14 protein-coding genes are annotated in these 15,152 nt (G+C 61.1%); 9 read left to right on the forward strand and 5 right to left on the reverse strand.

All coding sequences use genetic code 11. The annotated features are described in order from the left end of the window. Positions 1–3: 3 nt before the first annotated feature. The 5 genes from ACMGGQ_RS00885 to ACMGGQ_RS00905 all read left to right on the forward strand — a co-directional run bounded on the left by ACMGGQ_RS00885 (position 4) and on the right by ACMGGQ_RS00905 (position 7,226). The gene (locus ACMGGQ_RS00885) at positions 4–690 is read left to right on the forward strand and encodes a hydrolase (protein WP_420289480.1); all 687 of its coding nucleotides are present in this window, start codon (positions 4–6) and stop codon (positions 688–690) included. Between the two features lie 61 nt (positions 691–751). Next, complete coding sequence (locus tag ACMGGQ_RS00890) at positions 752–973, forward strand: DUF1427 family protein (RefSeq protein ID WP_163342112.1); 222 nt, start codon at positions 752–754, stop codon at positions 971–973. Continuing rightward, entirely contained in the window at positions 970–1,233 is a 264-nt protein-coding gene (locus ACMGGQ_RS00895) for a XapX domain-containing protein (protein ID WP_024909507.1), read from the forward strand. The genes ACMGGQ_RS00890 and ACMGGQ_RS00895 overlap by 4 nt, the downstream gene beginning before the upstream one ends. Positions 1,234–1,253: 20 nt before the next feature. Further along, positions 1,254–1,634 (forward strand): response regulator transcription factor, encoded by a 381-nt coding sequence (locus ACMGGQ_RS00900; RefSeq protein ID WP_008501346.1) that lies wholly within the window; start codon positions 1,254–1,256, stop codon positions 1,632–1,634. A 9-nt stretch (positions 1,635–1,643) separates the two neighbouring features. Continuing rightward, complete coding sequence (locus ACMGGQ_RS00905; RefSeq protein ID WP_420289481.1) at positions 1,644–7,226, forward strand: trifunctional serine/threonine-protein kinase/ATP-binding protein/sensor histidine kinase; 5,583 nt, start codon at positions 1,644–1,646, stop codon at positions 7,224–7,226. A gap of 3 nt (positions 7,227–7,229) precedes the next feature. On the opposite strand, the gene ACMGGQ_RS00910 is transcribed toward ACMGGQ_RS00905, so the two are convergent. Together ACMGGQ_RS00910 and ACMGGQ_RS00915 are read right to left on the reverse strand one after the other, a co-directional pair. Then, on the reverse strand, positions 7,230–7,847 hold the full coding sequence (locus ACMGGQ_RS00910) for a response regulator transcription factor (RefSeq protein WP_048028672.1): 618 nt from the start codon (positions 7,845–7,847) through the stop codon (positions 7,230–7,232). Between the two features lie 180 nt (positions 7,848–8,027). Then, positions 8,028–8,414, reverse strand: a complete 387-nt coding sequence (locus tag ACMGGQ_RS00915) for a VOC family protein (protein ID WP_420289482.1) — start codon at positions 8,412–8,414, stop codon at positions 8,028–8,030. 88 nt (positions 8,415–8,502) lie between these two features. Between ACMGGQ_RS00915 and ACMGGQ_RS00920 the strand changes: the two genes are divergently transcribed. Together ACMGGQ_RS00920 and ACMGGQ_RS00925 are read left to right on the forward strand one after the other, a co-directional pair. Next, the gene (locus tag ACMGGQ_RS00920; RefSeq protein WP_126534229.1) at positions 8,503–9,105 is read left to right on the forward strand and encodes an ATP-dependent Clp protease proteolytic subunit; all 603 of its coding nucleotides are present in this window, start codon (positions 8,503–8,505) and stop codon (positions 9,103–9,105) included. A gap of 135 nt (positions 9,106–9,240) precedes the next feature. Beyond that, on the forward strand, positions 9,241–10,362 hold the full coding sequence (locus tag ACMGGQ_RS00925; RefSeq protein WP_023326636.1) for a cupin domain-containing protein: 1,122 nt from the start codon (positions 9,241–9,243) through the stop codon (positions 10,360–10,362). A gap of 91 nt (positions 10,363–10,453) precedes the next feature. Here the strand turns inward: ACMGGQ_RS00925 and ACMGGQ_RS00930 are convergent, their stop codons facing one another. Further along, the gene (locus ACMGGQ_RS00930) at positions 10,454–11,869 is read right to left on the reverse strand and encodes a PLP-dependent aminotransferase family protein (protein WP_420289483.1); all 1,416 of its coding nucleotides are present in this window, start codon (positions 11,867–11,869) and stop codon (positions 10,454–10,456) included. A 176-nt stretch (positions 11,870–12,045) separates the two neighbouring features. Here ACMGGQ_RS00930 and ACMGGQ_RS00935 point away from each other — a divergent pair, with 176 nt between their 5' ends. After that, complete coding sequence (locus ACMGGQ_RS00935) at positions 12,046–12,207, forward strand: DUF1127 domain-containing protein (protein WP_022650337.1); 162 nt, start codon at positions 12,046–12,048, stop codon at positions 12,205–12,207. Positions 12,208–12,293: 86 nt separating this feature from the next. Here the strand turns inward: ACMGGQ_RS00935 and ACMGGQ_RS00940 are convergent, their stop codons facing one another. Then, positions 12,294–13,682 carry a PLP-dependent aminotransferase family protein gene (locus tag ACMGGQ_RS00940; protein ID WP_420289484.1) on the reverse strand — a complete coding sequence of 463 codons (1,389 nt, stop codon included), beginning with the start codon at positions 13,680–13,682 and terminating at the stop codon, positions 12,294–12,296. A gap of 101 nt (positions 13,683–13,783) precedes the next feature. On the opposite strand from ACMGGQ_RS00940, the gene ACMGGQ_RS00945 reads away from it, so the two are divergent. After that, positions 13,784–14,263, forward strand: coding sequence for a carboxymuconolactone decarboxylase family protein (locus ACMGGQ_RS00945; RefSeq protein ID WP_014882392.1), 480 nt, complete (start codon positions 13,784–13,786; stop codon positions 14,261–14,263). On the opposite strand, the gene ACMGGQ_RS00950 is transcribed toward ACMGGQ_RS00945, so the two are convergent. After that, the gene (locus tag ACMGGQ_RS00950; protein ID WP_126534232.1) at positions 14,250–15,152 is read right to left on the reverse strand and encodes a LysR family transcriptional regulator; all 903 of its coding nucleotides are present in this window, start codon (positions 15,150–15,152) and stop codon (positions 14,250–14,252) included. The two genes, ACMGGQ_RS00945 and ACMGGQ_RS00950, sit on opposite strands and share 14 nt — an antisense overlap.

Genomic DNA, 15,152 nt, shown 5'->3' on the forward strand with positions numbered 1-15,152 from the left:
GCTATGACCTCTTCAAAGCTCGAAGTGTTAACCCCTGCGAACTGTCAGATCATCTTTATCGATCATCAGCCACAGATGGCGTTTGGCGTGCAGTCGATTGACCGCCAGGTGCTGAAAAACAACACCGTGGCGCTGGCGAAAGCGGCTAAGGTGTTCAACATCCCGACCATCATCACCACCGTAGAGACCGAAAGCTTCTCCGGCAATACCTATCCTGAGCTGCTGGACGTGTTCCCGGGTCAGGACATTCTGGAGCGTACCTCCATGAACTCCTGGGACGACCAGAAGGTGCGCGATGCGCTGAATGCCAACGGCAAGAAGAAGGTCGTGGTTGCCGGTCTGTGGACCGAAGTGTGCAACAACAGCTTTGCCCTGTGCGCGATGCTGGAAGGCGACTACGAAATTTATATGGTGGCGGACGCGTCCGGCGGCACCTCCAAAGAAGCCCACGACTACGCGATGCAGCGCATGATCCAGGCGGGCGTGATCCCGGTGACCTGGCAGCAGGTAATGCTGGAGTGGCAGCGCGACTGGGCGCGTAAAGAGACCTACACCGCGGTGATGGACATCGTGCGCGAGCACTCCGGCGCGTACGGCATGGGCGTGGATTACGCCTACACCATGGTGCATAAAGCGCCGTCTCGCCAGAAGAGCGAGCACCGCACCTTAGCGCCGGTTCCGGCTCGCTAAGTCCCGTCGGCGGGCTGGTCCCTCATCCGGCTCGCCGCTGCCTCTTTCTCTGGAGTTCACGATGAGTACTGGGCTGATATCCCTTGCGGCAGGCGTGTTGATTGGCCTGATGTATGCCGTGCTGAAGGTGCGCTCCCCCGCGCCGCCCGCGCTGGCGCTGATTGGTCTGCTGGGGATGCTGGCGGGTGAACAGGCGGCGCGCCATCTCTTATCCCGCGACGGCGCCCCTCCTCCTCAGGTGACCGTTCCGCAGGCGGCATCGCAGACGGGAGCGTCATCATGAAAGCATGGATAATTTCGCTGGTGTGTGGCGTGGTTGCTGGGGTAATTTACGCTCTGCTCGACGTCCATTCCCCGGCACCGCCGGTTGTCGCCCTGCTTGGCCTGTTCGGCATGCTGGTGGGCGAACAGCTTATCCCGGTGGGACGACGTTTACTGAGTCGCGAACCGCTCACCCTCGCCTGGTTTCGTCACGAATGCGTACCGAAAATCAGCGGCACGGCGCCCCCTGCGCCCGCGAAGGACCCTCGCGACGTTAAATGACTGGTTAGAGGAATAACAGCATGACGCTGCCGTGGCGCATTGCCATCATTGATGACGAACGTTCCGTCCGCAGCGGGTTGAGTAATCTCCTGGAGTCGGAAGGCTATTCAACCGACACGTTTGATTCGGCAGAGGTATTTCTGAGCCATCCGCTTGCCCTGTCCGGCGCGGCGCTGGTGATCACCGATATCAAGCTCCGGGGCATGAGCGGCCTTGAGCTGTTTGACAAGCTGCGGCTGCTGGCCGTACCGCCTCCGCCCGTGCTCTTTATCTCCGGTCATGCTGATGAAAATATGCAGCGGTACGCTCTCGGTCTGGGCGCCGCTGCTTTTTTGCGTAAGCCGATTAACATCGATATTCTGCTGGATCATATTCAGCGGGAGCTGGCCCGCCGACAATAAGGATCGCGGATGAACGAACACGAGCAGCCTGCATTCTGGCCCGCCCAGGGAAATCTTCACCAGGGGCGGGTTTTTGTCCTTAAAGAGGATGTGATTTTTACCGTGCTGGCGCAGGAGGGCGGAATTGCCTGGATGCATGCGCGACATCCTCATTCCGGCGGCTCGTTCATTATCGCCACCGCGGTCAGCGACGAAGAGGAAGAGCGGGCCACCCGGCTGCTGAAAAACGAGTTTGCGCTGCGTGACGCGCTGCAGGATAGCTGGGCCATTCGCGCCGTCGCGTCCACCCAGTACCGGGGACGCTTCGCGCTGGTGTACGCCCCGTTTTCGTTTGAGCTGCTGGCGCGGCGCGCGGGCAGGGCGATCTCGGGGATCGCGCGCTTTATCGAGCTGGCGATCCAGATCTGCGTTCCTCTGCGCCAGATGCATCTGCAAAACCTGATCCACGGCGATATCAAGCCCGGCAATATTTTTGTTCATCACGATGCCACCTGCCGTCTGGGCAGCTTTGGCCTTTCATGCAGCCTCTCCGGCGCCTTCGCGCAGACCCGGCTTGCCATTTCAGGCGGCACGCCGGCGTATATGTCCCCGGAGCACACCTCCCGCACCCAGCGCCCCGTCGATGGCCGCAGCGATCTCTACAGCCTCGGCGTGGTGCTGTATGAACTCCTGACCGGACGTCTGCCGTTTGAACTGGGGGAGGACGATCGGACCAACTGGGCGCACTACCATATTGCCTCGGCGCCGCTGGCCCCGGACGCGATACGCCCGGACGTGCCGGGAATGCTGTCGACCATCATCCTGAAGCTGCTGGAGAAGCACCCGGATAACCGCTACCAGACGGTTGACGGGCTGATTGCCGACCTCCGCCGCTGCCAGGCGACGTTGACCGGTGAGGGCGAGATCGTTGCCTTTACCCCCGGCCAGCAGGACCGCACCCCGGCTATTCTTCTGGCGGACTCGCTGTTCGCGACGCATCCGCAGGCGAATGACGTCATTGCCGCGTTTGAGCGGGTGGGGGAGAACCGCGTGCCGGAGCTGGTGACCATCGGCGGGCCGTCGGGGATCGGCAAATCCTCCATCATTGCGACGGCGTTAAAAACGCTCCAGCAGCGTACGGTGCTGCTGGCTGTGGGCAAAGTGGATCAGTTTTCACCGTCATTACCCTACGGCGTATTAAGCTCCGCATTCCGCCCCCTGACCCTGCACCTGCTGGGCCTGCCAGCAGACGAGGTGGCGAAATGGAAAATCCGTCTTTCTCGCGCCCTGGAAGGACACGAGGCGCTGGCCGTGAGCCTCGTGCCCGAGCTGGGCCTGCTGCTTGAGCGCAAGCCGCGCTTCCCGGCGGATACGTTTTCCATTGATGCCCGGGCGCGCTTCAGCCATATGGTGCTGGCGCTGGTGAAAACCTTTGCCTCGCAGGGCTGCCCGCTGGTGCTGGTACTCGACGATCTCCAGTGGAGCGACGCCGCCAGCCTGCATACGCTCAACTATCTGCTGGTGAACTGCGGCGCGATCCCACTGCTGGTGGTTGTGGCTCACCGCGATATCGGTTCGTTGTCCGAACCCGCACTGCAACAGCAGCTGGCGAGCCTGCCGGAGGCGGCGCAGCACGCGAGCGAAATTGTCCCGCAGGCGCTCTCTGTCAAAGCCGTGTCCCGCTGGCTGGGGACGGTATTTCGTACCCGCAGCACGGCGACGACCGACCTCGCCACGCTGATCCATGAAAAGACCGGGGGCAACCCGCTCTTTGTACACGAATTTTTCCGCCGCATCGTCGATGACGGGCTGGTGGTGCACAACAAATATCAGGACAAGTGGCACTACGATCTGCAGGCGATCCGCGCCCGGCATTACACCGAAAACGTCGTCACCCTGGTGCTGGAGAAGCTGGAAGAGTTGCCCGACGAGACGCGTCGCCTGCTGGGCAGCCTTGCCTGCCTCGGCGGCACGGGCGAAATGGAGATGATCTGCCGCGTGGTTGGTATATCGATGGCGGAAATGCGCTACGCGCTGCATCCGGCGGTCATGGCGCAGCTGATCGTGCTGACGGAGAAAGCGTACTCCTTCACCCACGACCGGGTGCAGGAGGCCGCCTTTGCGCTGCTGGATCGGCATGAGAAAAGCCATCTTCATCTGACCACCGCCAGCCTGCTGGCCGACGCCGCGCGGCAGGCGGCGGGGAACGAGCTGCTGTTCCGCGCCGTACATCACGTCACGGCCGCGCTGGACAGCATCCAGCCTGCCCCGCAGCGCCAGATGTTCCGCGAGCTGAGCCTGCTGGCCGCGCGACGCGCGAAACGCTCGGGGGATTATCTCTCGGCGCTAAGCTATATCCAGACAGCCCGAGCGCTGGGCAACGCCGGGACGGTGTCAGACTTTATGCTCGATATCGAAGAGGCGGGCTGCGAGTTTGCGCTGGGGCACCTGGCGCGCACCCGCGAGCTGTGTGACGCCATTCTCGGGTGCCCCGGCGGGCTGACCGAAAAGGCGCTGGCGGCCAATCTGCTGGTGGAAGTGTACATTCGCCAGTCGGACAGCCGTCTGGCGCTGGAGGCGGCGCTCTGCTGGCTGGGGGTCTTTGGTATTCAGATCGGCCGCTATCCGGAAGATGCCGACTGCGACGAGGCCTGGGAACACTTCTGTAACCGCGCGGGCGACGCGCCGCAAAGCCTGTTTGCCCCGCTCTCGCGGATGGATAACCCGGAAACCGAAGCGGTGATGAACCTGCTCTACAGCGCCAGCATTTGCTCCAGCTTCATCTGTCCGCGCCTGCACTTTTTACTGCTTTGCCGCATGATGCACCTGACGCTCGACCACGGTATTACCGGCGCCTCCACCACGGCGATGGCCTGGTTTGGCGTGCTGATGGGCCACCGCTACGCCGAGTATCGCCTCGGCTTCCAGTACGGCACGCTGGCCCGCGAACTGGTCAATCGCCACGGCTACGACGCATTCGAAGCTAAAACCCTGCTGCCGCTCGACCAGCTCAGCGTCTGGACCCAGCCTTTATCGTTTACCATCGAGTGCGCGAAAGCCTGCTTTACCTCGGCGGTGACCCACGGCGATATGACGATGGCCTGCTTTGCGGCCTGCCACCAGGTCATTAATTTCCTCTCCCGGGGCGATCACCTGGACGGGGTGCTGACCAGCATCGATCGCGGCCTGGCGTTCGTGCGTAAAACCCACTTCCAGGACGTGGAGACCATTTTGATGGTCCAGCGCGGCTACGTTGAGTTCCTGCGCACGCCGGTTATCGGCACCTGGACCGCATCGCAGGTGCTGCCGGAGGCGCTGCTGCCCGCGTCGCCGGAGCAGGCACCGGAGCAGACCTCCACTATGCTGTTCTGGTACTGGCTCTACCGCGGCATGGCCCACTTTACCTGCGGCGAGTATGCCGACGCGCAGGCGGATCTGGAGATGGCGGGGTGGTACGCGTGGTCTGCGCCGGGGCACATCCATCTGCTGGATTACCATCTTTACAGCGCGCTGGCGCTTTCCCGTCAGCTGACGCCGGAGACCTTCTCGGCGAACCACCGCCGCAGCATTCACGCCCACTATGACAAAATCGCCCTCTGGGCGCGCATTAATCCCGGCACGTTCGCGGATAAAGAGGCGCTGATCTACGCCGAAATCGTGCGTCTGGACGGGATGAACAGCATCGCGCTTGAGCAGTACGAGAAGGCGGTCCGACTCTCCCGCGAGGGCGGGTTTAATCCGATTAATGCCCTGGCCCACGAGCTGGCGGGCCGCTTTGCGCTGGCCTGCGGCTATCCAACCGCCTCGGACGCACACTTCCGTGGCGCAATTGCCGCCTGGGGCCGGGCGGGCGCGCAGGCCAAGGTGCGCCAGCTGGAGCAGGATTTCCCGCATCTGCTGGCCTCCGGGCAGGCGAGCGCCTATGACACGGTGGCGTTCGCTCAGAACGAGACCATCCGCGATCTGCAGAGCGTCATCAAAGCCTCCCGCGCGCTGTCGGAAGAGATCAACCTCGAGCGCTTAATCGAAAACCTGATGACGATCCTCCTCGAACGCGCCGGGGCGCAGCGCGGCCTGCTGCTTCGCGTGAGCGATAACCTGATCCCGGAGATCGAGGCCAGCGCCTGGACCAGCACTGAAGGCGTGCGGGTGCGGATCCTGAAAGACGTGCCGACGGCGACCGACATGCCCCTGTCGGTGCTGGCGGCGGTGATCCGCACCGGGCAGGAGATCCGCACCGGTAAGCCGGAGGAGTTCCACCCCTTCAGTCAGGATCCCTATCTGGTGACCTCGGGGGCGGCCGTCATGTGCGTCCCGATGTTCAAGCAGGCGCGGCTGGTGGGCGTGCTCTACCTGGAAAACCGCCTGATGCCGGAAGTCTTCACCGCCGAGCATTCTCGCGTGGTGAGCCTGCTGGGGGCGCAGGCTGCGGTCTCCCTGGAGACGGCGCGGCTGTACGCCGAGCTGCTGGGGGAGAACATCCAGCGCCGTCGGGTGGAAAAAGAGCTGCGCGCCAGCCAGACCTCGCTGATGCTGGGCGAGCAGATTAGCCACACCGGCAGCTGGCGCTGGGAGCTGGAGCAGGATCTGATGTTTGTCTCGGAGGAGTACGCCCGCATCCTCGGCCTGCCCGAGCAGCAAAAGATGATCTCCATGGCGGAGTTTTTGACCTTCGTCCATGAAGACGATTACGCCCGCATCAGCACCATCGTCACGCAGAGCGTGCGCGAAGGGCTCTCCATGCGCGCGGAGTTTCGGGTGAAGCGTACCGACGGTTCAACGCGCTATATCCTCGGGATTGGCGATCCGGTGGGCGTGGGCAGCGAGGTGAACGAGTATTACGGTATCATCACCGATATCACCAGCCAGCGCGCCGCAGAGGATGCCATGCGGGTGGCGCAGGCGGATCTGGCGAGGGTGTCCCGCGCCACCACCGTCGGGCAGCTGACCTCCTCCATCGCCCATGAGATCAACCAGCCGCTGATGTCGATCGTCTCTAACGCCGGAGCGAGCCTGCGCTGGCTCAGCCGGGAGCCCGCCCGGCTGGATAAAGTGCGGGAAGGGCTGGAAGAGATCGCCGCGGAAGGCGCACGGGCGGGGGAGATCATTCGCAGCATCCAGTCCCTGACGCGCAAACAGGATCCCACCTTCTCGCGCATCGATCTGCACTATCTGATCCACCATATCATCGCGCTCTCCCGCAGCGAGCTGGAGCAGCGACACATTAGCGTTGATTACCTGTTGAAGGCGCAGGACAGCTTTATCACCGGCGATAGCGTGCAGATCCAGCAGGTGCTGCTTAACCTGGTGATGAACGCCGTTGAGGCGATGGCCGAGGTGAAGGATCGCGCCTGCACCATCACCCTCAGCACCAGCAACGCGGACGGGAAAGCGATCGTTGAGATCGCCGATACCGGGAGCGGCATTGAGCCCGAGCGGCTGGAGCAGATTTTTGACTCGTTCTACTCAACCAAGCCACAGGGAATGGGGATGGGGCTGACCATCAGCGCCAGCATCATTGAGCGCCACTGCGGGAAGCTGAGCGCGCGCCGCCGGGAGCCTTACGGCACGGTGTTTGCCTTTGCGCTGCCGCTGTCGGTACAGGAAGGGTAAACGTTACTCCGCAGGCTGGCTTTTGGTCAGGCGCTCAACGGCCCTGACCAGCTCTGCCACGGAGCGCACCTGCATTTTCTCCATTACGCGACGGCGATGCACTTTCACCGTGATCTCACTGACGCCCAGCTCGGCGGCAATTTGCTTGTTCAGCATGCCGCTTATCGCCAGCGTGAGCACCTCGTGTTCGCGCGGCGTGAGGGAGAGATGGCGCTGCTTCAGGGCGTAGTGCTCTTTATTGCGCTCGGCATTGTTTTCCGCCAGCTGCAGCGCGGACTCAATGGCGTCGATAAGCGCGGTGGATTCGACGGGCTTGGTGAGAAATTCGTAAGCGCCGCCTTTAATGGCGCGCACCGACATCGGAATGGTGCCGTGGCCGGTGAGAAAGATAATCGGGATTTCACGCCCGCTGTCCTTGAGGGCATCTGCCACCTCAAAACCCGAGATGGTGGGCATCTGCATATCCAGAACCACGCACGAGGGGAGCTCTTCAAAGCGGTGCTGAAGAAACGCTTCTGCCGATGAAAAGCCGATGGCGTTTAAGTCTGCGGATTCCAGCAGCCCGATTACGGACTGTCTGACTGCGTCATCGTCATCAACCACATACACAATGTGTTCCATTCACCGCCCCGGTGCTGTTTTACATGTCGAGGATGCAAACAGCCCCCAGGAGTGACGTAAGGGACTGTTTATGCTGACTTTCATCTTAACACATTAAATATAATTATCATTTAACAATATGATAATCATATGAAGTATAGCGATCCGTGACCGGGCGAGTTCAGGAACGAAACGCTGATGTTATGCACCGACAAGCTCAATCCGGTTGCCGTCCGGGTCCGCGATCACCGCTTCATAGAAGCCGTCTCCGGTCATGCGCGGGGCGCTGAGCAGCGTGCCGCTGGCCTGCGCCCGTTCGGCCATGTCGTCCACCTGCGCCTTGCTGCCGACGTTGATGGCAATATGCGCCCAGCCGATAAACTCCGGGTGTGACGGGGCTGCGGGCAGGTCCGGCAGCGTCATCAGCTCGATGGTCGGTCCGTCATTCAGCGTAATAAAGTGTGATTCAAACCCGGGACGATTTTTACTGACGTAGCGTTCGTTGCTGCGGCCATTAAAAACCGTTACCCAGAACTGAACCTGGGCGTTCAGGTTTCGGGTCCACAGTGCAACATGGGCAATATGCATAAGCTCCCTCGTTATTTGTCTGTGAGGACTTTGATCGGTAAAACAGGCTACACTCTGGTTTTGAGCGCGACAAGCTGAGGAAATAACAATGCACTACACACTGAAAGAAAGCGACAAGGAAAAAGCGGAAGGGTCAAACGGCGCGGGCGCTCTGCAGCAAAAACTGCTGGAGTCTCGTTCGATTGTGATCTCCGGTGAGATCAACCAGGAGCTGGCGCAGAAAGTGATCACCCAGATGATCCTGCTGCAAAGCGTCAGCAACGATCCGATCAAGCTGTACATCAACAGCCAGGGCGGCCACGTGGAAGCGGGCGACACCATCCACGACTTCATCAAATTCATTCGCCCGGAAGTGCACGTGATCGGCACCGGCTGGGTCGCGAGCGCCGGGATCACCATCTTCCTGGCCGCGAAAAAAGAGCACCGCTACTCGCTGCCAAATACCCGCTTCATGATCCACCAGCCGCTGGGCGGTGTGCGCGGTCAGGCGACGGATATTGAGATCGAAGCGCGCGAGATCATCCGCATGCTGGAGCGCGTGAACAAGCTGATCGCCGACGCTACCGGCCAGCCGCTGGAAAAAGTGAAAAAAGACACCGACCGCAACTTCTGGATGTCCCCGGCGGAAGCGCTGGACTACGGTATCGTGGGTAAACTGATTACCCACTATGACGAGCTGAAGCTGGATTAAGTTTTCGCGGCGTGTTTGTGTCGGGTGGCGGCTTCGCCTTACCCGACCTACACGTGCTGGTTTGACCCATGACAAGTTCCCCCTCTGCCTTCTTGCCTATAATCGCGCCTGTTTCCCTTCTCACTGGTGCTACCCATGGCGTATCAACTGAACCTGAACTGGCCGGAATTTCTTGAGAAATACTGGCAAAAGCAACCCGTTGTGCTGAAAAATGCCTTCCCGAATTTTGTCGACCCGATTACCCCGGACGAGCTGGCGGGTCTGGCGATGGAGCCGGAGGTCGATAGCCGTCTGGTGAGCCATTTCAACGGTAAATGGCAGGCCAGCAATGGTCCGTTCGAGCACTTTGACGATCTGGGCGAAACCGGCTGGTCGCTGCTGGCGCAGGCGGTGAACCACTGGCATATGCCCGCGGCGGAGCTGGTGCGTCCGTTCCGCGTTCTGCCGGACTGGCGTCTGGACGATCTGATGATCTCCTTCTCCGTGCCAGGCGGCGGCGTGGGTCCGCATATCGATCAGTACGACGTGTTTATCATTCAGGGGATGGGCAGCCGCCGCTGGCGCGTGGGTGACAAGCTGCCGATGCGTCAGTTCTGCCCGCATCCGGCGCTGCTGCATGTGGATCCGTTCGAGCCGATCATCGACGAAGATCTGGCCCCGGGCGATATTCTCTATATTCCGCCTGGATTCCCGCACGACGGTTTTACCCATGAAACGGCGCTTAACTACTCCGTCGGCTTCCGTGGGCCAAATGGCCGCGATCTGATCAGCAGCTTCGCCGATTATGCGCTGGAAAACGATCTGGGCGGCGAGCACTACAGCGATCCGGATCTGACCTGCCGCGAACACCCGGGCCGCGTGGAGCAGTACGAGCTCGATCGCATTCGTCAGATGATGATCGACATGATCGGCAAGCCCGATGATTTCACAAAATGGTTCGGCAGTTTTGTCTCCACGCCGCGCCACGAGCTGGATATTGCCGCCGCCGAGCCGCCGTACGCGCCGGAAGAGGTGCTGGACGCGCTGCAGGGCGGCGAAACGCTGTCTCGCCTGAGCGGCCTGCGCGTGCTGAACATCAACGGCAGCTTCTTCATCAACAGCGAACAGCTGGAGACGGTAGACGCGAAGGCGGCGGATGCGCTGTGCCGCTACACCGAACTCGGTCAGGCCGAGCTGGGCGATGCGCTGAAAAACCCGGCGTTTGTCGAAGAGCTCACCGGGCTGATTAACCAGGGGTATTGGTACTTCGACGAGTAGTGCGGCCTGTTGCCCGGTGGCGCTGCGCTTACCGGGCCTGGAACGGCAAGAACGTAGGCCGGGTAAGGCGAAGCCGCCACCCGGCAAAACACTACTCCTCCATCGCAATCACAATCGCTTCACCCAGCTTTTTCAGCGCCTCGCGATGTTTCTCCGTAGGCGGCAGCGCCACGTTTATCCGCAGGCAGTTGCGGTACTTCCCTGATGCGGAAAACAGCGACCCGGCCGCGGCCTGGATCTTCATCCGGCACAGCTGCTTGCTGACGCACACCATATCGACCTTCTCCGGCAGCTCAATCCACAGCAGGAAGCTGCCCTGCGGGCGCGTGACGCAAATCTCTGCCGGAAAATACTGCCGCACCCAGCAGGTGTAGGTTTCCATATTCTGCTGATAAATCTGGCGCATACGGCGCACATGGCGATGGTAATGACCGTCGCGAATAAACGCCGCCACCGCCATCTGCGTGCCCGGCACGTTAAATCCGCCGGCGGCGTATTTCATGTGCATTACCCGGTCGTAGTAGCGTCCCGGCACAATCCAGCCGACGCGCAGGCCCGGCGCCACGGTTTTGGTAAACGAGCTGCAGAGGATCACGCGGCCGTCGATATCCATTGAATGAATGGTGCGCGGGCGCGGGTACTCCGCCGCCAGCTCGCCGTAAATATCATCCTCGACAATCACGATATCGTGCCGCTGGGCGAGGGCCAGCACCTGCTTTTTCCGCGCCTCTGGCATGATAAACCCGAGCGGATTATTGCAGTTGGGCACCAGGATCACCGCCTTGATTGGCCACTGCTCCATTGCCAGCTCTAGCGCTTCGATGCTGATCCCGGTTTCAGAGTCGGTGGGAATTTCAATCGCCTTGATGTCAAACCCGCGCAGCATCTGCATGGTGCCGTGAAACGACGGCGATTCCACCGCCACGATATCCCCCGGTTTGCATACCGACAGCAGGGCAATCGACAGCGCGCCGTGGCAGCCGTTGGTGATCACAATGTCGCTTGCCGAGACGGTGGAGCCGCCGTCCAGCATCAGACGGGCGATCTGCTCGCGCAGCTCCAGGCGCCCGTCAAGCACGTCATAGCTCAGCATCTCGCCAGGGTTATGCTGCGCGATGCGGCTCATCTCGCGCCACAGGGGCTTCAGGCTCGGCTGGTTAATGTCCGGCGAACCGCCGCCGAAGGAGATCATCTCTTTGTCGGCGCGGGCGTCCAGCAGCATCATCACCTCATCCCACTGGGTAACGTCCACGGGGCGCTGCACCGGGCGCGTCATCGCCGGGACGGGCGGCTGGGCTTTGCGCGGTGTGACAAAATAGCCGGAGCGCGGTTGAGGCGTGATCAGCTGGAGGTTTTCGAGGATCTGGTAGGCCTGCTGTATGGTGCTGATGCTCACGCCGTGCTCCTGACTCAGCGTGCGCACCGACGGCAGACGTTCGCCGCTGCGATACAGCCCTTGCTCAATGCGTTCTGCCAGAAGATTGGCCAGATGTTGGTAGCGTGTCATGCTGTATCCTTTGTTTTCACCATACAGATTATAAAACCAGTACAGATTGCTGCGAAAATTGCCATGCAGATACTGTTTTAGCGGATCTGTATGTTAAACAAAAGTTGTTTTTGCATCTGTATTGCACGGGTGGATTTCCGGGATGATAACCCCACTGACACAGTGAGGAGAGCATCATGGAATTCTACGAGAATCGTTCAAAACGTCCGTTTATTGTGTTTGTCTGGATCGCAAAAACGCTGCGTAACTGGTATCGCATCAACCGCACCCGCCGCATCCTGAGCCAGATGAGCGACGAGCAACTCAAGGACGTTGGGTTATCGCGTTATGATGTGTGATCCACGTCGTCGCCGGGTGGCGGCTGCGCCTTACCCGGCCTACTCGATCCCGTAGGCCCGGTAAGCGTAGCGCCACCGGGCGATTTTCAGCGCAACAGCGCAAACGTCTGCCGCTTCGGCCTTTCCAGTAAATCCAGCGCCTCCTGATACGAGCGCACGTTGTTATAGCCCATCACCAGCCCGTAACGTTTGCCCGACCCGCGATACCACTCCGAGAGCGCATTGACCTGCAGCTGCTGTTCCTGCCAGCAGCGCGCCACTTCCCGGTCACGGCTTCCTTTGGTCAGGAACGCCACGATATGCATCCCACCGTCGTTTTGCTCGGTGAAAAACAGATCGCCATACACCTCCTGCAGGGCGGCAATCATCCAGTCGCGGCGGGTCTGATACAGCGCGCGCATCTTTTTCAGATGACGGAAAAAATGCCCTTCGTTGAGAAACGCGGTGAGGATCTTTTGCGTCAGTACCGGCTGGCCGCTGGTGGTGATGTCCGCGCAGTCGGTAAAGGCTCCGACGGTGCTGGCGGGCATCACCAGGTAGCCCATGCGCAGCGACGGCATGATGGTTTTACTGAAGGTGCCCATAAAAATCACCCGGTCGTGATGGTCGAGGCTTTTCAGCGACGGCAGCACCTTGCGGGTGTAGTGAAACTCCCCGTCGTAATCGTCTTCGATAATCCACGCCGCGTTCTGGCTGGCCCAGTCGAGCAGCTGCTGCTTACGCGGCAGGGAGAGCGTGACCGCCAGTGGGCTCTGGTGCGACGGGGTGACGATGGCAAATCGGGCGTCGCGATGGTGGCGCAGCAGGTAGTCCGTGTCGATGCCGCAGCGATCGACCGGCACGGTGTGCAGGCGCGGCACGATCCGCTTGAGCAGCTGCTGGCCCATAAAATAGCCCGGATCTTCAAACACCACCTTGTCGCTGCGGCTGGCGAGGGTGTCGAGGATCAACCGCAGGCTGCCGCTGTAGCCACTGGTGATCAGCACCTGTTCAGCGGTGCAGGATAAACCGCGTGAAATATTGAGGTAGCTGGCGATGGCCTGGCGCAGCGGATACCAGCCCAGAACGGGCGGGTTGAGCATCTCCTCCTGTCGCATAGCCCGCGTCGCCTGGCCCGCCAGCAGCAGCCATTTTTTATACGGGAAGCTGTCGAGGGCGGGGATGCCGGGACGCAGAAACCCGGCCCGCTCGCGCTGGCTGATGAGCGAGGCCGGAAGCGCTCCGGTGGGCTGCTCCGCAGGGGCACTCTTATCCGGCAGCAGTAAGTCCGGGTTAACCTGCGTGCCGCGCGCGCCCTGGCTCACCAGATACCCTTCACCCGTCAGAATGGCGTACGCCGTTTCGACGGTTTTACGCGCCACCTTCAGCTCTTCCGCCAGCACGCGGATGGCAGGCACCCTGTCGCCCGGCTTCAGCACGCCGCGCATGATGTTGTCGCGGTAGCGGGAATAAATCTCGTGATAGCCCGGCTTCATGTCCTACCTCATTTCACGCTTTTTGTATCTTTTTACTATGTCATGAACGGCGTAGATTTGCCTCATCGCACGGCACATGCCGCACAAAAAGAGGAAAGACCATGAGCACTCGCGTTAACCACCATAAAGTTACACCTGCCCTCGCCAACGCGCTGTCTGCCCTGAGCATGGAGGTGGCAAAAACCTCCATCGATCCGGCGCTGAAGCACCTGATCGACATTCGCGTGTCGCAGCTGAACGGCTGTACGTTTTGTCTGGATATGCACTCAAAAGAGGCGAAAATCGCCGGCGAGCGCGAACTGCGCCTGTACCATCTGGCGGCCTGGCGCGAGTCCCCGCTGTTCAGCGCCCGTGAAAAAGCCGCGCTAGCGTTCACCGAAGCGCTGACCCAGATTGGCGTTCACGGGGTGAGTGACGCGCTGTACCGCAGCGTAGCGGAGCACTTCTCGGACGTGGAGATTTCAGAGCTGAACTTCGCTATCGTGGCGATCAACGCCTGGAACCGTCTGGGGATCACCTCCCGCATGGCGCCCGGTTCGCTGGATGCGGCGTACGGGCTGAATAAAGCTAACCTGGAATAATTCCGCGCTCGCGGATCATCGCCACCAGCGCCCGCAGCCCTGGCGGGACGTGGCGATGGCCGGGGTAGTACAGGCGCAGCCCGGCAAACGGCTGCGTCCAGTCGTTTAAGACGCTCACCAGCTCCCCGCTTTTCAGCTCGTCCCGAATATAGAGTTCCGGTAAAAATCCCACCCCTAATCCCGCTTTCACGGCGCGGATCGAGGCAAAAAGATCGGACGTCGCAAAGCGCGGCGGCACGGCAAGCGCGTACGTTTCCCCCCGACGGGCCAGCTCCCAGCGGTAGATCCCACCGTGCGCCATACGCATGCCGATCCCCTGATGTGAAAGCAGATCGTCCGGCGTCTCGGGTATGCCGTGACGGGCGAAATAGTCCGGGGTGGCGGTGACGAGCTGGCGGATCTCACCGGTCAGCGGCACGGCGATCATGTCCTGCGGAACGGACTCTTCGAGACGGATCCCCGCGTCATAACCTTCGGCGACGATGTCGATCATCCTCGCTTCACTCACCGTTTCCACGCGCATTTTCGGGTATCGGATCATGTAGTCGATCAGCAACTGGTCCAGAAACAGGGTGCCGATATGATTCGGCACGTTCAGCCGTAGCGTGCCGGCAGGTTCCCCGGTGTCACTGTGGATCTCTTCCCCGGCGAGACGGATCTCCTGCAACGCCGGGCCAATGCGCGCCACGTAGCGCTGTCCGGCGTCGGTAAGCGCTACGCTGCGGGTGGTGCGGTTGAAAAGTCGCGTCTCAAGGCGGCTCTCCAGCCCGGCGATGGCGTTGCTGACCGCCGTGGCGGACATCCCCAGCTCCTGCGCCGCGCCGCGAAAGCTGCCGCGTCGCACCACCGCCATCACCACTTCCAGCTCTGTCAGACCTGAACGATGCAT

Origin of the sequence: Enterobacter sp. BNK-13 (assembly GCF_048685015.1) — a bacterium.
GTDB lineage: Bacteria > Pseudomonadota > Gammaproteobacteria > Enterobacterales > Enterobacteriaceae > Enterobacter > Enterobacter quasiroggenkampii.